General features: G+C 72.4%; 16 protein-coding genes. 3 read left to right on the top strand and 13 right to left on the bottom strand.

The window, feature by feature from the left end:
* The first annotated feature begins 66 nt into the window (after positions 1-66).
* Positions 67-1,635 (top strand): MFS transporter, encoded by a 1,569-nt coding sequence (locus tag SM757_RS13520; protein WP_322465873.1) that lies wholly within the window; start codon positions 67-69, stop codon positions 1,633-1,635.
* 44 nt (positions 1,636-1,679) lie between these two features.
* Here SM757_RS13520 and SM757_RS13515 read toward each other — a convergent pair whose 3' ends face one another.
* The 5 genes from SM757_RS13515 to SM757_RS13495 form a co-directional block, all read right to left on the bottom strand.
* Positions 1,680-2,123 (bottom strand): universal stress protein, encoded by a 444-nt coding sequence (locus SM757_RS13515; protein ID WP_066336358.1) that lies wholly within the window; start codon positions 2,121-2,123, stop codon positions 1,680-1,682.
* 114 nt (positions 2,124-2,237) lie between these two features.
* The gene (locus SM757_RS13510) at positions 2,238-3,089 is read right to left on the bottom strand and encodes an amidohydrolase family protein (protein ID WP_322465872.1); all 852 of its coding nucleotides are present in this window, start codon (positions 3,087-3,089) and stop codon (positions 2,238-2,240) included.
* Between the two features lie 46 nt (positions 3,090-3,135).
* On the bottom strand, positions 3,136-4,152 hold the full coding sequence (locus SM757_RS13505) for a TRAP transporter substrate-binding protein (RefSeq protein ID WP_066336364.1): 1,017 nt from the start codon (positions 4,150-4,152) through the stop codon (positions 3,136-3,138).
* A gap of 77 nt (positions 4,153-4,229) precedes the next feature.
* Complete coding sequence (locus SM757_RS13500) at positions 4,230-5,042, bottom strand: sugar phosphate isomerase/epimerase family protein (RefSeq protein ID WP_066336367.1); 813 nt, start codon at positions 5,040-5,042, stop codon at positions 4,230-4,232.
* Positions 5,043-5,061: 19 nt separating this feature from the next.
* Entirely contained in the window at positions 5,062-5,811 is a 750-nt protein-coding gene (locus tag SM757_RS13495; protein ID WP_322465871.1) for an SDR family NAD(P)-dependent oxidoreductase, read from the bottom strand.
* Positions 5,812-5,914: 103 nt separating this feature from the next.
* Here SM757_RS13495 and SM757_RS13490 point away from each other — a divergent pair, with 103 nt between their 5' ends.
* Positions 5,915-6,829 (top strand): LysR family transcriptional regulator, encoded by a 915-nt coding sequence (locus tag SM757_RS13490; RefSeq protein WP_322465870.1) that lies wholly within the window; start codon positions 5,915-5,917, stop codon positions 6,827-6,829.
* Between the two features lie 15 nt (positions 6,830-6,844).
* On the opposite strand, the gene SM757_RS13485 is transcribed toward SM757_RS13490, so the two are convergent.
* The 8 genes from SM757_RS13485 to SM757_RS13450 form a co-directional block, all read right to left on the bottom strand.
* Positions 6,845-7,747, bottom strand: coding sequence for a LysR family transcriptional regulator (locus tag SM757_RS13485; protein ID WP_322465869.1), 903 nt, complete (start codon positions 7,745-7,747; stop codon positions 6,845-6,847).
* 75 nt (positions 7,748-7,822) lie between these two features.
* Entirely contained in the window at positions 7,823-8,935 is a 1,113-nt protein-coding gene (locus tag SM757_RS13480; RefSeq protein ID WP_322465868.1) for an Ldh family oxidoreductase, read from the bottom strand.
* Complete coding sequence (locus SM757_RS13475) at positions 8,932-9,909, bottom strand: Bug family tripartite tricarboxylate transporter substrate binding protein (protein WP_066336380.1); 978 nt, start codon at positions 9,907-9,909, stop codon at positions 8,932-8,934. Before SM757_RS13475 ends, SM757_RS13480 begins: the two co-directional genes overlap by 4 nt.
* A gap of 144 nt (positions 9,910-10,053) precedes the next feature.
* The gene (gene aroE, locus SM757_RS13470; protein ID WP_322465867.1) at positions 10,054-10,878 is read right to left on the bottom strand and encodes a shikimate dehydrogenase; all 825 of its coding nucleotides are present in this window, start codon (positions 10,876-10,878) and stop codon (positions 10,054-10,056) included.
* Between the two features lie 88 nt (positions 10,879-10,966).
* The gene (locus SM757_RS13465) at positions 10,967-12,949 is read right to left on the bottom strand and encodes an aconitase family protein (RefSeq protein ID WP_322465866.1); all 1,983 of its coding nucleotides are present in this window, start codon (positions 12,947-12,949) and stop codon (positions 10,967-10,969) included.
* Complete coding sequence (locus SM757_RS13460; RefSeq protein WP_322465865.1) at positions 12,949-13,920, bottom strand: Bug family tripartite tricarboxylate transporter substrate binding protein; 972 nt, start codon at positions 13,918-13,920, stop codon at positions 12,949-12,951. Before SM757_RS13460 ends, SM757_RS13465 begins: the two co-directional genes overlap by 1 nt.
* 51 nt (positions 13,921-13,971) lie before the next feature.
* Entirely contained in the window at positions 13,972-15,165 is a 1,194-nt protein-coding gene (locus tag SM757_RS13455; protein ID WP_066336394.1) for a CaiB/BaiF CoA transferase family protein, read from the bottom strand.
* Positions 15,162-16,100, bottom strand: coding sequence for a hydroxymethylglutaryl-CoA lyase (locus SM757_RS13450; protein WP_322465864.1), 939 nt, complete (start codon positions 16,098-16,100; stop codon positions 15,162-15,164). The genes SM757_RS13455 and SM757_RS13450 overlap by 4 nt, the downstream gene beginning before the upstream one ends.
* 94 nt (positions 16,101-16,194) lie before the next feature.
* On the opposite strand from SM757_RS13450, the gene SM757_RS13445 reads away from it, so the two are divergent.
* Positions 16,195-17,091 (top strand): LysR family transcriptional regulator, encoded by an 897-nt coding sequence (locus SM757_RS13445; protein WP_066336401.1) that lies wholly within the window; start codon positions 16,195-16,197, stop codon positions 17,089-17,091.
* Positions 17,092-17,108 lie beyond the last annotated feature (17 nt).

The raw sequence follows: 17,108 nt of genomic DNA, 5'->3' as shown, positions 1-17,108 counted from the left end.
ATCACTTGAACACTGCGTTCACCAACGCCTCTTTATGCCGCCGGCCGAACAATGCAACATCCCGGCATGAAGTTCACGCCGTCCGTCCTGCCCTCGTCCCCGTCCGCCGCGCTGGTGCGGCCGCCGCTGCTGTCGGCGCATCCGCACTGGGCCGCCTGGCGCGTGTACGCCTTCGGCGCGGTGCTTGGGCTGGTGGCGTCGCTGGACATCGTGGGCTCCATCCTCATCGCCATGGCCGGCACGCAGGTGCAGGTGGGCCTGCACGCCGCGGCGCGCGACTTCCTGTGGGCGTTCACCGCCTACGCGGGCGCGGCGGTCGTGGCCAACCTGGTGCTGGTGCGCGCGGCCGCGCACGTGAGCTGGCGCGGCTTCACGCTGGCCAGCCTGGCGGTGTTCGCGGCCGGCTCGCTGGCCTGCGCGGCGTCGCCCTCGCTTGGGCTGCTGGTGGCGGCGCGCGCGCTGCAGGGTTTGGGCGGCGGCGGGCTGTTCGCCGCGGCGCGCATCCTGGCGCAGTACAGCGCGCAGCCGCGCGAGCGGTTGTCGCTGTTCTGGGGTTTCGGACTGGCCAACTTCACGCTGGTGGCGCTGGCGCCCTGGGTCACGGCGACGCTGATGGCGCGCCACGGCTGGCCGCTGCTGTTCCTGCTGCAGGCAGGGCTGGCCGTGCTGCTGCTGCCGCTGGTGTGGCTGCTGTTTCCGCGGCGCGGCGCGGGCGCGCCATCGCAGGTGCGCACGGGTGCGCCGGTGGACGCACACGGGGCCGCGCCGGCAACCGCGCCCATGGGCACGCCGATGGGCTCGCTGGACTGGCCGGGCGTGGCCGCCTTTTCCCTGGGCGCGCTGCTGCTGGTGCACGCGCTGGAGCAGTTGCGCCACTTCGCGCCGGCCCAAGCCCCGCTGCTGGCCGGTTGGGCGCTGGCCGGGCTGGCGCTGCTCGTGGCGGCGCTGCGGCGCTTTCACCGCCACCCCGACCCCTGGCTGGACCCGCGGCGGCTGGCCAGCCGCCGCTACCTGGCGGGCCTGGCCTTCTACGGCCTCTTCTACCTGGTGAACGGCGCCTGGAACTACGCCGTGCCGGCGCTGCTGGTGCAGGGGCTGCACATGCCGCTGCCGCAGGCCGGGGCGCTGCTGTCGCTGGGCGGGGCGGTGTCGGTGGTGGCGGTGGTGGTGTTCCACCTGTCGCTGCCGCGGGTGATGCGCAAGCGCCGCTACATCGCGCTGGGCTACGTTGGGCTGGCCGCCGCTTTCGCGCTGATGGCGCAGGCGGCGCATGCCGACGGCGCGGCGCCCGCCTGGGCACTGGCGGGACTGCTGCTGCAGGGCGCCATGCCGGTGCTGGCGCTGCTGCAGGTGGCCATGATGACCTTCGTGGAAATGCCCACCGAGGACTTCGCGCACGCTTACGCGTTCAAGAGCATCGTGCGCGAGATCGTCAACGCGTTGGGCGCGGGGCTGACGGTGCTGCAACTGCAGCACGGCAGCGAGGCGGCGCTGCAGGCGTCCGCGCCCGCGCTGGCGTCAGCCGATGCGCACGCCCTGGCGCTGCGCGCCGCGGCGGGCGATCTGTTGGGCGCGCTGGCCCTGGGCTGCCTGCTGGTGGCCGCGGTGGCGGTGGCGCAGCGCTCGCTGAAGTAAGCGCGGCGGCGGCGCCCGCGCAGGACGGGCGCCCAGGGCTGCTCTCAGTGCAGCACCAGCACCGGCAGCTTGCTGTTGGAGATGACGTGCTTGGTGTGCGAGCCGAAGAGGAACTCGCCCAACGCGCCGCGGCCGTGGGTGACCATGACGATCATGTCGCAGCCCAGGCGCTCGGCCTCGCCGGTGATGGCGTCGTCCACGGCGCCGGACTCGACGGAGTGGCCGCTGAACTCCACGCCGGCCGCCACCGCGCGCTCCTCGAACTGGCGCAGCAGCGCCTTGGCGTGCTTCTGGTTCTCATCCTCGTGGTGGCGCACGCGCTCGGCGTAGGCCGCCGCATCGGGGCTCACCAGCGACAGGCTGATTTCCGGCTCGACCACGAAGCCCGTGATGCGCGCGCCCAATTGCTGGGCCAGGGCGATGCTGCCTTGCATGGCGCGGTGGGAAAGCTCGGAACCGTCAACGGGAACGAAAAGGTGCTTGTACATGTGGGTTACCTCGTGCTTACAGCGTAGGTGCGCGGAGCCGCCCGGGGATTGATGTCCATCAAGTTGTCATGCCGCCAGCCCGTTGCCGCCGTTTTTCCGTGGCGCAGGCCCGGCTCAGCGGCCAAACCCGAACAGGCGCCTGGGCGTGTCGCACCACAGCGCCTGGCGCGTGGCCGCATCCGGCACCCAGGCCTCCCACAAGGCCAGCAGCGGGCCGTAGTCGATGCGCGCGGGCGCACGCAGGAAGGGCCAGTCCGACGCCCACACCAGCGACTGCGGGCCAAACGCGGCCAGCAGCGCCTGCACGAAAGGCCGGGCATCCCCGTGCGGATGCGGCTGCGCCGAGAACTTGGCCAGGCCGGAGAGCTTGACGCAGGCCCGCCCCGTGTCCGCCAGCGCCAGCAGCGCCTGGAAGCCCGCCTGGCCCACGCCGGCTTGCGGGTCAGGCCGGCCCGCGTGGTCGAACAGCAGCCGCGCGCCGCTGTCGCGCAGCAGGGGCGCCATCTCCACCAGCTGGTCGCCCTGCACCTGCACCTGGGCCCACAGGCCCAGGTCGCGCAGCCGCTGCAGCAGCGGGGCGGCGTCGCGGTAGGCCGACGTGCCCAGCAGCGCGGCGTTGAAGGCCACGCCGACGACACCGGCCGCCTGCAGCGCCTGCAACTCGTCGCGGCCGGCGTCGTTGCGCACCACGGCCACCCCCTTGTAGCGGCCCGCGCCCTGGGCCAGCGCATCGAGCAGGCAGCGGTTGTCCAGCCCGTAGCCGGAGTTGGGCCCAACCAGCAGGGCATGGCTGAAGCCGTGGGCATCGAGCAGCCGGCCCAGTTGCGCGGCCGTGCCGATCTCGGCGCCCGCGGGCCTGTAGAAGGTGTCAGAAGCGTAGGCAAAGCGGTCCGGGTCGAAGACGTGCACGTGGCAGTCCACCCAGCCGGCGGGCGCCGCATTCAACACGGCGGTTTCGCTTGTCATGTCGGCTCCCTTGCGTCCCACCCGGCCAGCCGGCCCCCAAGAAGACTCACTTGCGCAGCTTGGCCAGCTCGGCGTAGGCCTCCCTGACCGTTTCCGGCCCAACCTTCTCGGCCAGCTTGTCTATGGCCGGCTTGGCCTTGGCGCGCATCTTCTCCACCTCGGCCGGCGACAGCTCCGTCACCTGCATGCCGCCCTTCTTCAGCTCGGCCAGGGCCGCGTCGGCCTGCTGGCGCGACACCTGGCGCTGGTACTGGATGGCGGCCGCCGCGGCGTCGGTGACGATCTTCTTCTCCTCGGCGCTGTAGCCGTCCCAGACCTTCTTGCTGAACAGCAGCGCCATGGGGTTGTAGATGTGGCGCGTGACGGTCAGGTACTTCTGCACCTCGTTGAAGCGCGAGGCCTTGATGGTGGTGAAGGGGTTCTCCTGCCCGTCGATGGCCCCCTGCTCCAGCGCGCTGTACACCTCCGGGAACGGCATGGGCGTGGCGTTGGCGCCCAGGGCATTGAACAGGTCCACGTAGATGGGCGACTGGATGACGCGGATCTTGAGCCCCGCGATGTCCTCGACCTTGTTGATGGGCCGCTTGTTGTTGGTCAGGTTGCGAAAGCCCAGGTCGAAGTAGCCCAGGCCCACCATGCCCTTGTCGGCCAGCATGCCCAGCAGCTTCTGGCCCAGCGGGCCGTCGCTGAGGGCATCGGCCTCGGCCGGGCCGTTGAACAGGAAGGGCACGTCGAAGACGCCCAGCTCCTTGACGTGCGAGGACAGGATGCCGGCGTTCAGGTTGGTCATCTCCAGCGTGCCGCCCTGCACCGCGGAGACGTTCTGCAGGTCGCCGCCCAGCACGCCGCCCGGGAACAGCTTCACGTGCATCTTCTGGCCGGAGGCCTTTTCCACCAGCTCGGCAAAGCGCTTGGCGCCCAAGTCCTGCGGGTGGCCCGCCTGGTTGAGGTAGGCGAACTTGATGGTGCGCTCGCGCACCTGCGCGCCGGCGGACGTCGCGGCGCCGGCCAGCGCCAGCGCGGCGGCCACGGCCAGTGCGGCACGGCGGGTGAGGGTGTTCATGGCTTGTCTCCTGTGGGATGTCGGTCTTGTGGTCTTGCGGTTTTGCGTTCTTGGAATGGATCTGCAGCTTCCGCGGCTCAATCCACGCCGGCCAGCAGTGCGCGGGTCTTGTCCAGCATGCGGCGCACGCGCTCCAGCGCGGGCAGCGTCTGCGCCAGCGACGCCATGGGCACTTCCAGGCTCAGCGCAATGCCCGCCGGCAGCGCGCGCAGCAGGCCGCGCAGGTCCAGCCCGCCGTCGCCGGGCATGAGCCGCTCGGCGCGGGCCTGGTGCAGCAGCGTGGCGCGATCGCTTGGGCGCTGCGCCGGCGCGTCGCACAGCTGCGCATAGCGGAAGTACGCCGGGTTGAGCGCGGCCACGCCGGCGGGCGTGCCGCCGGCGCGGTCCCAGTGGAGGGGGTCCACGACCAGGCCGAGGTCGTCCCGGCCGGTCGCTTCGATCACGCGCGCGGCGGCCTCCAGCGTGGGCACCTCGTACCAGGGCGTGGGCTCCAGGTCCACGACCAGCCCGTAGCGCGCGGCCAGCGTGCACAACTGGCCCAAGCGGTCGGCCAGGCGGGCGGTGTCCGCGTCCTGCGGGGCCGCCAGCACGTGGCGCGCGCCCAGCACCGCGCCGGCCTCCAGCGCGCCCTCGTAGTCGGCCACGCGGGTGGCGGGCTGCAAGCGGAAGATCTCGATGTCCCACACCTGCAGCCCCGTGTCGCGCAGCCGCCGCGCGGCCTCGCGCACCAGCGGCGTGTCGCCCTGGGTGTCGTGCCGCGGCTCGTCGGCCGTGGCGGGGATGAGCCGCAGGCCCAGGCCGTCGCAGCCGGCCGCCGCGGCGTTGCTCACCATGTCCGGCGGCGACAGCTCCAGGTGCGTGAGCGGCGCAATGCCGATGAGGCGCTTCATGTCGCGTGGCCCAGCGGTGTCAGTAGTTGGCGCGGCCGCCGGAGAGGTCGAAGGCAAAGCCGGTGGTGAAGCTGCACTCGGGGCTGGCGATCCAGGCCACCATGGCCGCGATCTCCTCCACGGTGAGGAAGCGGCCCATGGGAATCTTGGCCTTGGAGGCGGCGATGTGCTCCGGCGTCATTTCCTTGAGCAGGTCCGTCTCCGTCATCACCGGCGCGATGCAGTTGACCAGCACGCCGGAGTCGGCCAGCTCGCGCGCCAGCGACTTGGTGAAGCCCACGACGCCATGCTTGGCCGCCGCGTAGGCGGCAATGCCGGGCACGCCTTCCTTGCCCGCGGCCGAGGCCACGTTGACGATGCGCCCGTAACCGGCGGCCCGCATGGCCGGCGTGGCCACGCGGCAGCAGTGGAAGACGCCGCCCAGGTTGACCGCCAGCACGCGGCTCCAGGCCTCCAGCGGGTACTCCCACACCGGCGTGACCGGCCCGTTGATGCCGGCGTTGTTGACCATGATTTCCACGTGGCCGACGCGCTCCAGCGTCGCGTCCCAGGCCCGCTGCACGCTGTCGAAGTCGCTGACGTCCACGCGCTGCAGGTCGGCGGGCATGAAGCCGGCGCGCTCGGTGTCGAAGGCCGACACGTCGCGGTCCCAGATGACGACCCGGCAGCCCTCCTGCGCCAGGCGCCGGCCGATGCCCAGGCCGATGCCGCGCACGCCCCCGGTGACGATGGCGACTTGTCCTTTGATGCCGGGGCCCGTGATGTCCATGCTGTCCTGCTGCGTTGGTGGCTGCGATGGACGGCGACTGTAGGAAGGCGGGGAAAATCGGTCCATCCGCTACAGCCGATCAACGCCATCAGGAAATCCGATAGTGCATTCGGACCACGACCCCGCCCAGCTCCTGGACCCCAAGCTGCTCACGCTGTTCGTCCTGCTCTACACCACGCGCAGCGTCACGCGCGCGGCCGAGGCGCTGGAGCAGAGCCAGCCCACGGTCAGCGCGTGGCTGGCCCGGCTGCGCGAGCTGCTGGGCGATCCGCTGTTCGTCCGCACGGGCGCCGGCATGCAACCCACGCCGCGCGCCGAGGCGCTGGTCGAGCCGGTGCGCGAGGCGCTGCAAAGCCTGCGCCGCATCAGCGCGCCGGCGCGGGAGTTCGTCCCGGCGCAAGCGCAGCGCGGCTTTCGCGTCTGCATGACCGACGCCAGCCACATCACCCTGCTGCCGCGGCTGCTCAGGCGCGTGCGCGCGCAGGCGCCGCGCGTGCGGCTGGAGGCCATTCCCATCGACGACGGCACGCCGCGCGAGCTGGAAACCGGCCACGCCGACCTGGCCCTGGGCATCATCCCCGGGCTGGAGTCCGGCTTCTACCAGCAGGTGTTCTACGAGCAGGACTTCGTGTGCCTGGTGAGCCCGCAACATCCGCTCATCCACGACACGCTGACCCTGGAGCAGTACCAGGCCGCGGCCCACGTGCAGGTGCTGTCCGGCAAGAGCCACGCGCTGCTGGAGGAGGCGCTCAAGGCGCAGCGCGTTCAGCGCGACGTGCTGCTGCGCCTGCCCGGCTTCCTGGGCCTGGCCACCGTCGTGGCGGACACGGACCTCGTGGCCACCGTGCCGCGCCAGATCGGCGAGACGCTGGCCCGCAACGGGGGGCTGAAGGTGCTGGCCTGCCCCATCGCCGTGCCCCGCTACACGGTCAAGCAGTACTGGCACGCGCGCATGCACCACGACCCGGCCAACCGTTGGCTGCGCAACCTGTGCGCCTCGCTTTACATGAACGGATGAAGCCCGCCGCGCGGCTCAAAAGGCCACGCCGCGCACCATCTCCACGAAGCGGGCCATGACGGGCTTTTCCTCCACGTCCTTGCGCCGCCACACCAGGCACAGCTCCGACACCGCGTGCGCGGGCAGCTCCACGGGCCGCATCACCACGCCCGCCATCGAGACCTGGCTGGCCGAGCGCTGCAGCAGCGCCAGGCCGACGCCGCTGGCCACCAGGCCCAGCATGCAGTAGGTCTGGCGCACCTGCTGCACGCAGTGCGGCGTGATGCCGGCGGTGTGGAACACGCTGGTGAGCAGCTCGTACATGCGCCCGCCCTGGCCGGGCTCGTACATGACGAGGTTTTCGCCGTCCAGGTCCTGCAGCCGCAGGCGGCGGCGCGAGGCCAGCCGGTGGCCGGCGGGCAGCGCCGCGGCGAAGGGCTCGCGCAGCAGGCTCAGGCTGTCGAAGTCGGCCAGCGCCACCGGCGGGCGCACGATGCCGGCGTCCAGCCGCCCCGTGCGCAGCGCTTCGAGCTGCTCGGAGGAGCTCAGGTCGCGCAGCACGATCTGCACGCGCGGCAACTGCGCGGAGGCCGCCGCCACCAGCTTGGGCAGCACGCTGAAGCTGGCGCCGGCCACGTAGCCCAGGGCGATGCTGCCCTCCTCGCCGGTATCGGCGCGGCGCGCCGCCAGCGCCGCCGACTGCGCCGCCTCCAGCACCCGCTGCGCCTCGCCCAGGAAGGCCTGCCCGGCCGGCGTGAGGCGCACCGCGTGCGGCCCGCGCTCCAGCAGCCGCACGCCCAGGGCGTGTTCCAGTTGCTGCACCTGGCGGCTCAGCGGCGGCTGCGTCATGTTCAGCCGCTGCGCTGCGCGGCCGAAGTGCAGCTCGGTCGCGACGGCCACGAAGCAGCGGAGCTGGCTGAACTGGAACGGGAGAGACACGGGGCGAGGTCCTGCGGGCACCCCTGGCCGCGCGGCGCAGACGCAAGGACGCAGAGCGCGGCGGCAAAGGGCGCGTCAGTCTATAGCCGCTTCCTCGGCCGGCACGGCCACGCCCAGGCGGTCGGCCCAAGCGGTGAGCGTTGTCCAGGCGGCCGCGCCGTAGGCAATGCCTTGCGCGCGGGCCTGCTGCTCCAGCCGCGCCGCCTGGTCGCCGGGCATGCGCACCGGGCTCGCCGGGTCTATGGGCCGGTTGGCGCGGCACTGGCGCGAGAGGTAGTCCGTCTGCTCCATGAACGCCTCGCGGCCGGCGAAGAAGGCGGGGTCGATGACCTGCAGGAACACGTTGCCGCCCCAGCGCGCGGGCGCGTCGGCCCGCCCGTGGCCGGAAAGGCCTTGCGACAGCGCCTCCACCATCAGCGCCAGGCCAAAGCCCTTGTGGCCGTACTCCTGGCCGCCCAGGAGCTGCAGCGAACCGCGCGGCTCGGCGTGCTCCAGCACGGCCGGGTCGCGCGTGGGCCGGCCCTGGGCGTCCAGCAGCCAGGGAAACTCGAACTGCTCGCCCGCGGCGTGCTTCTGGCGCGTCATGGACGTGGTGGTGATGGAGGCGCACATGTCCACCAGCACCGGGTGCTCAGGCCCCGGCCAGCCCACCGCGAACGGGTTCGGCGTGAACAGCGCCTCGGTGCCGCCGTAGGGCGCCACGCGCCGCGCCGCCGGCTCCGAGTTGGCGATGACGGCCACGCAGCCGCGCTCGGCGGCCTGCCGGGTCAGCGCCGCCAGGCAGCCGATGTGGTGGCTCCTGCGGAGGGCCACCGTCACCACGCCCAACGTGGCGGCGCGATCGACGGCCATGCCGATGGCGCGGCTCATCAGCCACAGGCCCGGCAGGTAGGCGCCGTCCCACACCACGGCCGCGCCGCTGTCGGCCACGACCTCCGGCTCCCCGCGCAGCGCCATGCCGCCCTTGGCGATGTCGGCCAGGTACAGCGGCGCCATGGCCAGGCCGTGGGTGCGGCGGCCCATCATGTCGGTGAGCACCAGCAGCCGCGCCACCTCGGCGGCCTTGTCGGCCTCCATGCCGGCGGCCTCGAACAGCGCGCGGCCGAAGGCGGTGAGCGCCTCGGCGGGCAGGCGCAGGGCCTCGTGCGCGTCGCGGGCGTCGTGGGCGTCGTGGGCGGGCTGCGTCATTGCGCCCCCTCGATCACGCCGCCGGCCTGCTTGACCACCGCGGCCCAGCGCGTGCGCTCCTTGGCGATGAGCTCCGTGGTTTCCTGCGCACCCAGGCTGGAGACTTCCATGCCCGCCTCCACCAGCGCAGCGCGCACCGCGGGGGTTTGCACGATGCGCGAGAGCTCCGCCCCCAGGCGGGCCACCTGCTCCCTGGGCATCTTGGACGACACCGTGACGCCCTGCCAGGTGCCCGCGACGAAGTCCGCCACGCCCTGCTCGGCCAGCGTCGGCACGTCCGGCAGCAGCGGCGAGCGCGTGGCCTTGGACACGCCTATGACGCGCAGCTTGCCGCCCTGCACCAGCGGCAAGGTGGCGGGCATGCCGTTGAGCACGGCCTGGGTGTTGTTGGCCATGGTGTCGGCCACGGCCGGCGCGCCGCCCTTGTAGGGCACGTACTGCCAGCGCAGCCCCGTGAGCTGCGCGAGCTGCATGGTCGCCAGGTGGTTGGGCGTGCCGGTGCCGGGCACGGCGGCGCTCAGCCGCTCGGCCTTGGACAGCGCCACCAGCTCCTTGAGGTTGGTGGCCTTGAGCGTGGACGGCACCACCAGCAGGTAGGGCGCGTAGGCCAGCATGGCCACGCCCTGCAGGTCGCGCGCGGGGTCGTAGGCGAGATTTTTGTAGGCCAGCGGCGCGATGGCCAGCCCGCCCACGTCGCACAGCAGCAGGGTGTGCTGGTCGGTGGCCTGCGCCACCGCCGCGGCGCCGATGTTGCCGCCCGCGCCGCCGCGGTTCTCCACGATGACGGGCACGCCCAAGGCATCGCTCAGCGGCTTGCTGATGAGGCGGGCGATGATGTCGGAGGTGCCGCCCGCGGCATTGGGCACGACGATCCTGAGCGGCTTGTTGGGCCAGGCCTGGGCCCAGGCGCCGGACGAGGCGGCCAGCGCGAGGGCCGCAAGCGCCTGCAGCGCGTGGCGACGACGGGAATTCATGAGGCTTGTCTCCTGGTGATGCCTGCGGGCCTGTGGACCAGGCCTCCAGGAAATTGCATCACCGGCGACGATGCGCGTCCAATGCCAACGCTGGATGGGACGATGCGCGCTTTGCATCGCAACCGGCCAGCCGGCCGGACGCGCCTAGGCCAGCGGCACCATGAGCTGCCGTATCAACGCCGCGGTGTCCGGCCGCGCGCCGCGCCACCAGTTGAAGGCCTCGGCCGCCTGCTCCACCAGCATGCCCACCCCGTCGGCCAGGCGCGGCACGCCGGCATCGCGCGCCAGGCGCAGGAAAGGCGTGAGCCCCTTGCCGTAGGCCATTTCGTAGGCCAGTTGCGCGGACCCGAACACCGCGAACGGGATACCGGGCAGCTCGCCCGCGAGGCTGGCCGAGGTGCCGTTGAGCACGATGTCGAAGGCCATGCCGTCCAGGTCGTTGAGGCCGCAGCCTTGCACCGCGGCGCTGCCGCACTGCGCGGCCAGTGCCCGCGCCTTGGCCTCGGTGCGGTTGGCGATGACGATGCCCATGGGCTGCTGCGCCAGCAGCGGCAGCAATGCCCCGCGCACCGCGCCGCCGGCACCCAACAGCAACACGCGCCGGCCGGCGACGTCGAAGCCCTGGTTGAGGCGCAAGTCGTTGACCAGGCCGACGCCGTCGAAGTTGTCGGCGCGCACGCGCCCGCCGTCGAAGGCCAGGATGTTGGCCGCGCCGGCCAGGTGGGCGGCGTCCGACGTTTCGGTCGCATAAGCGAGGGCGTCGAGCTTGTGGGGCGCGGTGACGTTGACGCCGCGGGCCCCTTGGGCGCGGAAGGCGTCTACCGTGGCCTTGAAGCCGTCGAAACCGGCAGGCGCTTCCAGGCGGATGTATTCAAGCGCCTGGCCGGTCTGGCGCGCGAACTCGGCGTGGATCAGCGGCGACTTCGATTGCGACACCGGGTTGCCGACGATGGCGTAGCGGTCAGGCATGGGCTGTCTCCTGGTACGGGTACTGCGGGCGATGTGAGGCCGCGCAGCATGCGGCGGGCCGGCCGGCGGGACGGCGTCGCCGCGCCCCTCAGCCCACGCTGCCTGCCTGCGCCTGAAGCTCCTCGAAGGACAGCAGCCGCCCCGCAATGGCGCTGGCCGCCACCGTGGGCGGGCTGGCCAGCCAGACCTGGCCCGGGCCGCCGCGGCCCGGGAAATTGCGGTTGATGGCGCTCACCGTCACCTGCGAGGCCTCGGTGGTCGAGCCCGGCCCGCAATTGCCGCAGGCGCCGCACGAGGGCTGCAGGATGCGCGCCCCCACCTGCTCGAACGCCTGCAGGTAGCCCTGGGCAATGCAGTGGTCGCGCACGGCCGTGGTGCCGAACTGCAGGAAGAGCTGTACCCCCGGCGCCACGCGCAGGCCGCGCGCGGCGGCCCAGGCCAGCACGGCGTGGTAGTGATCAAAATCCTCGCGCTTGCCGGCGGTGCAGGAGCCACCGTAGGCGATGTCCACGCGCACGCGCTCCTGCAAGTCGCCCAGGGCCACACCGTTGCCGGGGTCGCCCGGGCGGGCGACCATGGGCGTGAGGCGGCTGCAATCGACGCTGAGCACCTCGGCGTAGGCCGCGCCGGGATCGCTGCGCATCCACGGCTCAAGCTCGATGTCCACGCCACGGCGCTCCTTGAGAAAGCGCAGCGTCTCGGCGTCCGGCGCGACGATGCCGGTAAAACCGCCCAGCTCGGCCGTCATGTTGGTCAGCGTCGCGCGCTCGTCGGTGGAAAGCGCTTCCACCACCGGCCCGGCAAATTCAAAAACCTTGCCGACGCCCGCGCCGGCGCGCAGCGCGGGCAGCGCCAGCAGGTGCAGCACCACGTCCTTGGCGGTCACGCCGGCCGGGAGTTGACCTTCCAGCCGCACCAGCAGCGAGGGCGGTAGCGTCAGGCGCACGGCACCGGTGACGAAGGCGTTGGCCATGTCCGTGGTGCCCACGCCGAAGGCCACGCAGCCCAGCGCGCCGCTGTGCGGCGTGTGCGAATCGGTGCCGGCGATGAGCTGCCCGGGCAGCGCGTAGTGCTCGGCCACCATGGCGTGGGAGATGCCGGCGACGTGGCGGCCATCGTCCCGCGCGGCCTCGGCCTCGGTGAGCGTGCGGTGCTCGCGCAGGCCGTGCTCGGCGGCAAAGGCGCGTTGGGCGCGGCACATGGCCAGCACCTTGTCCACCAGGCCGCCGCGCAGGTGGGCCGGGCTTTCGGTGACGTAGTTGGTGTGGTCCTCGAACACGACGATGGAGCGTGGATCGTGCAGCGCCAGCGGCTTGCCGAAAGTGGCCTGCAGCATGTGCGCGGCCATGCCGGTGTAGTACTCGTGGATGAAGCGCAGGTCGGCGCGGACGAAGGCGCCGTCGCCGGGCGCGGGGTCGGCCGGCGTGAGCGCGGTGGCCAGCGCGTGGCGGGCCACGATCTTCTCGAACAGCGTGCGCGGGCGATCGCCTTCGGCCACCGCGGCCGGGCGCACGTCGCGCATGTGCCGCTGGCCAAAGCGCAGCAGGCCGCCGGCGCGCAGGATGGCGGCGGCCAGGGCGTCGCGGCCCTCCACCAGCTCGTCCACGGCAATGGCCTCGCCGGCCAGGATGCGCGGGATGAGGCCGAAGTCGGTGGAGGTGAACAGGCCGATGTTGTCGGCGTTCTGCCGGTAGATGCGCTCGAAACTCTCGGCGATCACCAGGCGTATGCCCGCGAGCTTCTCGGCAAAGGGGCTGTGCTCGCGCGAGGAGCCCTTGCCGTAGCGCTTGCCGGCCACGGTGACGCAGAAGCCGCCGCCGCGCACGGCCTCGGGGCCCAGCGGCACGGTGTCGCCGGCCTTGAAGCCGGTGTAGGCGAAGCGGCCCAAGCGGTCGTCGTAGTGCGAGAGGATGTGCACCGGCGTGATCTCGTCGGTGGACACGTCGTCGCGCAGCGTGCCGGCCTGCGCCGGGGTCAGCGGCTCGCCCGCGAGCTGCCGCGCCATGGCCTGGGCCGAGGCGCTCAGGAACAGCAGCCGCCCGGGCAGGGCCAGCGTCGCGCCGTCAGGCATCACTGCGCCTCCAGGCCGATCTTCTTGGACAGCCTGGCGTACTTGGCCAGCTCGCTGCGGAAGAAGGGCATGGCCTGGTCCATGGGGGCGACGCCGATCTGGTTGCCCTGGCGCGCCATGGCCTCCTTGGTGGCCGGGTCGTCGAAGGCGGCCACCACGGCGTCGTGCACGCGGCGTGCCTCGGCCGCCGGCAGCCCCTTGGGGCCCACGACGGCGAACCAGGCCTCGACCACGACCTTGCTGAAGCCCTGTTCGGCGAAGGTGGGCACGTCAGGCAGCGCGGCCACGCGCTGCGGCGTGAACAGGGCGATGGCGCGCAGCGCGCCGGATTTCAGGTGGCCCTGCACGCTGGGCAGCGAGACGGCGCCGAAGTCGATCTGGCCGCCCATGAGGTCCGTGACCATGGGGCCCACGCCCTTGTACGGGATGTGGCGGGCCTTGGTGCCGGTCTCGTCCAGCAGCGTTTCGGTGGCCAGGTGCAGGATGGTGCCGTTGCCGCCGGAGCCGAAGTTGAGCTCGCCGCTGCGGGACTTGAGCAGCGCAATGAACTCCTTGGCGTTGGTGGCCGGCACCTTGCCGGGATTGACCACCAGCAGCATGGGCGTGGAGCCCACGACGGCGATGGGCGTGAAGTCGCCCGGCATGTCGAAGGGCAGCGTCTTGAAGAGGCTGGGAAAGATGACGACGTTGTTGGAGACCACGCCCAGCGTGGCGCCGTCCGGCGCGGAGCGCGCGAGCTGCTGCAGGCCGACGATGCCGCCGGCGCCGGACTGGTTGTCCACCACGATGGGGTGGCCCAGCGCCTTGGCCAGCGCGGGCTGCGCGGCGCGGGTGATGGCGTCCACGCCCGACCCCGTGGCGTTGGGGAGGATGAACCGGATGGGCTTGTCGGATTGAGCCAGCGCGGGGGCGCACAGGCCGGCGCCGGCCAGGGCCAGCAGCAGGCTGCGCCGGGTGATGGGGGTGGTCATGGGCTTGTCTCCTGTCTGTCTATGTGTCGTGTGCTGCCCGCTTGAACCGGTTCAGCTCACCAGCTTTTCCTGGCGCAGCCGTTCGATGTGCTGCGCGTCGTAGCCCAGCCCGGCCAGCAGCTCGGCCGTGTGGGCGCCCAGCGGCGGCGGTTGCAGGCGCACCGGCAGGCGCTGGCCATCCATCGTGATCGGGAACAGCGTCGTCTTCACCGTCTGCCCGGCCTTGTCGCCGTCGGGCACCACCACGTCGGCCAGGCCGCCGGTGGCCAGCAGGTGCGGGTCGTCAAAGAGGTCTTCCGGGCGGCGAATGGGCGCGTAGGGCAGGCCGGCCTTCTCGAAGAGGTCCGCCAGCTCGGCCGCGCCGCGGTGCGCCAGGCGCTCGCGCAGCGTGGCCAGCAGTTGCGGGCGCACCCGCACGCGGTCGTTGTTGGTGGCCAGTGCCGGGTCGGCCTTGAGGTCGTCCAGGCCCAGCGCGTCGCACATCAGGCCCCATTGGGCGTCGCTCACCGCGGCCAGGAAGATCTGCTCGCCGTCCTTGACGGTGAACACGTCGTACACCGCCCAGGGGTTGTCGCGCGCGGGCATGGGCGCGGGGTGCCGGCCCGTCATGGCGTACTGCAGCATGTGCTGCCCCATGAGGAAGACGTTGTTCTCGTACAGCGCCGACTGCACCTCCATGCCGCGCCCGCTGATGCCGCGCTGTATGAGCGCGCCCAGCACGCCGATGGCGCCGAAGAGGCCGCCCATGATGTCGTTGACGCTGGTGCCCGCGCGCAGCGGGTCGCCGGGGCGGCCGGTCATGTAGGCCAGGCCGCCCATCATCTGCACCACCTCGTCCAGCGCCGTGCGGTGCTCGTAGGGGCCGGGCAAAAACCCCTTGTGGCTGGCGTAGATCAGCCTGTCGTTGACGGCGGCGAGGCTGGCGTAGTCCAGGCCGTACTTCTTGAGCGCGCCGGGCTTGAAGTTCTCCACCACCACGTCGGCGCTGGCGGCCAGGCGGCGGGCCACCTCGGCGCCCTCGGGGCGGCGCAGGTCCACGCCCACGCTCTTCTTGTTGCGGTTGAACATGGGGAAGAAGCCCGCGCCCGCGCCGAGCAGCCGCCGCGTGCCCTCGCCCTCCACAGGCTCCAGCTTGATGACCTCGGCGCCCATGTCGGCCAGCACCATGCCGCAGGTGGGGCCCATCACCATGTGGGTCAGCTCGACGACCCGCAGGCCGCTCAGGGGTTGGGGTGCCGTGCTCATGCCGCGTTCCTCATCGTCAGTGTCTTGGGCAGCCCGGCGCGCCAGATGGCGCCGTGCAGCGTCTCGCCTTCCAGCCACTGCGCAACGTTGCGGCGCAGCGCCATCAGCGCGTCGAAATCCAGCCCGGTGGCCACGCCCATGCTGGCGAACAGGTAGGCCACGTCCTCCGTGGCGACGTTGCCGCTGGCGCCGGGCGCGTGCGGGCAGCCGCCTATGCCGCCGTTGGTGGCGTCGAAGCGGCGCACGCCGGCCTGCCAGGCGGCAAACACGTTGGCCAGGCCCAGGCCGCGCGTGTCGTGGAAGTGGCCGCAGGCCAGGCGGTCGCCGACCAGCTCGAAAGCCTGGCGGAACAGGCGGCCCACCTGCAGCGGGTCGGCGTAGCCCACGGTGTCGGCCAGGCCGACGCGGTCGGCCCCGGCGTCCAGCGCGGCCTGCAGCAGCCGCAGCACCTCGGCCTCCTCCACGCGGCCCTGGATCGTGCAGCCGAAGGCCGTGCTCATGCCGACCTCGATCAGGCAGCGCGAGCTGCTGGCGTCGCGCAGGGCGCGTATGCGGGCGATCTCGGCCACCACCTCGTCCGGCGTCTTGCGCAGGTTGGCCAGGGAATGGGCGTGGCTGGCGGACAGGGGCAGCAGCATCAGGTCGGCGCCGCTGTCCAGCGCGGCCTGCGCGCCCTTGAGGTTGGGCACCAGCACGGACGTCACCAGACCCGGCAGCTGGCGCGCCTGCGCCACCAGCGCCGCCGTGTCCGCCAGTTGCGGCAGCAGCCGCGCCGGGACGAAGGAGCTGACCTCGATCTCGCGCAGGCCGGCCGCGTGCGCGGCGCGCAACCACAGCAGCTTCAGCTCGGTGGGCAGCGTGCGGGCCACGCTTTGCAGGCCGTCACGCAGGCCCACTTCGCGCACGGTCACGGCATCCGGGAAGGGTTTGTTCATGGAGCGGGACTGTAGGCGTTCCACGGGGTGGGTCCCCATGGCGATTTTTCAGCCCTGCCGTTCCAATCCGGAACAACGACGCCTGGAGCCTTTCATGAGCCGACCGCTGGACCCGCTGCTGCTGCAAAGCTTCGTTGCCGTGTGCGAGGAGGGCAGCATGGCCCGCGCGGCGGCGCGCGCCTCGCTGGTGGCCTCGGCCCTGAGCAAGCGCGTGCTGGCGCTGGAGCAGGAGGTGGGCGTGCCGCTGCTGGAGCGGCGCAGCAACGGCGTGACGCCCACGCCCGCGGGCGAGGCGCTGCTGGCGCGCGCCCGCGAGGTGCTGGCGCAACTGGAGCGCGTGCGCGCGGAGCTGGGCGAGTTCGGCGCCGGCGCGCAGGGCAGCGTGCGCGTGCTGGCCAGCCCCTCGGTGCTGGCCGAGAACCTGCCGGACGACATCGCGGCGTTCCTGCGCCGCCATCCCGCCCTGCGCGTGAGCCTGGACGAGCGGCAGAGCGCCGAAGTGCTGCGCGGCCTTCGCGAAGGCGCGGCCGATCTCGGCGTGCTGTGGGACCAGGGCGACACGGCGGGGCTGGACGCGACGCCTTACCGCAGCGACCACCTGTGCGTGGTCATGGCCGCGGGCCACCCGCTGGCGCGGCGCGCGGCGCTGGGCTTCACGGACATCCTGGACCAGCCGGCGATCTGCATTTCCCCCGGCGGGCTGCTCGACCGGCTGCTGCGCCGCCAGGCGGCGCTGCTTGGGCGCACGCCCTCGTACCGGATGCAGGTGTCCAGCATGGACGCGGCCTGCCGGCTGATTGCCGCCGGACTCGGCCTGGCCATCGTCCCGCGCGAAGTGCCCGTGGCGCTGGCGGGGGCCGGGAGGCTGGTGCTGGTGCCGCTGGCCGAACCCTGGGCGGAGCGGCGCTTCGTGGTGGTGACGCGGCCAGCGCCCTTGGGGTCGGCGAGTGCGCGACTGTTGGCGGGGTTTCTGGGGCAGGCAGGCGCTTGACCAGGCCAAGGCGGCAG

Source organism: Azohydromonas lata, assembly GCF_034427735.1.
Classification (GTDB): Bacteria; Pseudomonadota; Gammaproteobacteria; order Burkholderiales; family Burkholderiaceae_C; genus Azohydromonas; species Azohydromonas lata.
The sequence above is the reverse complement of the archived record's forward strand: the minus strand, read 5'-3'. Positions and strand labels throughout refer to the sequence as shown.

Excerpts from the sequence above, each read along its gene's own strand:
- SM757_RS13520 (WP_322465873.1), top strand. The coding sequence starts at position 67 with ATGAAGTTCACGCCGTCCGTCCTGCCCTCGTCCCCGTCCGCCGCGCTG.
- SM757_RS13515 (WP_066336358.1), bottom strand. The coding sequence starts at position 2,123 with ATGTACAAGCACCTTTTCGTTCCCGTTGACGGTTCCGAGCTTTCCCAC.
- SM757_RS13510 (WP_322465872.1), bottom strand. The coding sequence starts at position 3,089 with ATGACAAGCGAAACCGCCGTGTTGAATGCGGCGCCCGCCGGCTGGGTG.
- SM757_RS13505 (WP_066336364.1), bottom strand. The coding sequence starts at position 4,152 with ATGAACACCCTCACCCGCCGTGCCGCACTGGCCGTGGCCGCCGCGCTG.
- SM757_RS13500 (WP_066336367.1), bottom strand. The coding sequence starts at position 5,042 with ATGAAGCGCCTCATCGGCATTGCGCCGCTCACGCACCTGGAGCTGTCG.
- SM757_RS13495 (WP_322465871.1), bottom strand. The coding sequence starts at position 5,811 with ATGGACATCACGGGCCCCGGCATCAAAGGACAAGTCGCCATCGTCACC.
- SM757_RS13480 (WP_322465868.1), bottom strand. The coding sequence starts at position 8,935 with ATGACGCAGCCCGCCCACGACGCCCACGACGCCCGCGACGCGCACGAG.
- SM757_RS13475 (WP_066336380.1), bottom strand. The coding sequence starts at position 9,909 with ATGAATTCCCGTCGTCGCCACGCGCTGCAGGCGCTTGCGGCCCTCGCG.
- aroE (WP_322465867.1), bottom strand. The coding sequence starts at position 10,878 with ATGCCTGACCGCTACGCCATCGTCGGCAACCCGGTGTCGCAATCGAAG.
- SM757_RS13465 (WP_322465866.1), bottom strand. The coding sequence starts at position 12,949 with ATGCCTGACGGCGCGACGCTGGCCCTGCCCGGGCGGCTGCTGTTCCTG.
- SM757_RS13460 (WP_322465865.1), bottom strand. The coding sequence starts at position 13,920 with ATGACCACCCCCATCACCCGGCGCAGCCTGCTGCTGGCCCTGGCCGGC.
- SM757_RS13455 (WP_066336394.1), bottom strand. The coding sequence starts at position 15,165 with ATGAGCACGGCACCCCAACCCCTGAGCGGCCTGCGGGTCGTCGAGCTG.
- SM757_RS13450 (WP_322465864.1), bottom strand. The coding sequence starts at position 16,100 with ATGAACAAACCCTTCCCGGATGCCGTGACCGTGCGCGAAGTGGGCCTG.
- SM757_RS13445 (WP_066336401.1), top strand. The coding sequence starts at position 16,195 with ATGAGCCGACCGCTGGACCCGCTGCTGCTGCAAAGCTTCGTTGCCGTG.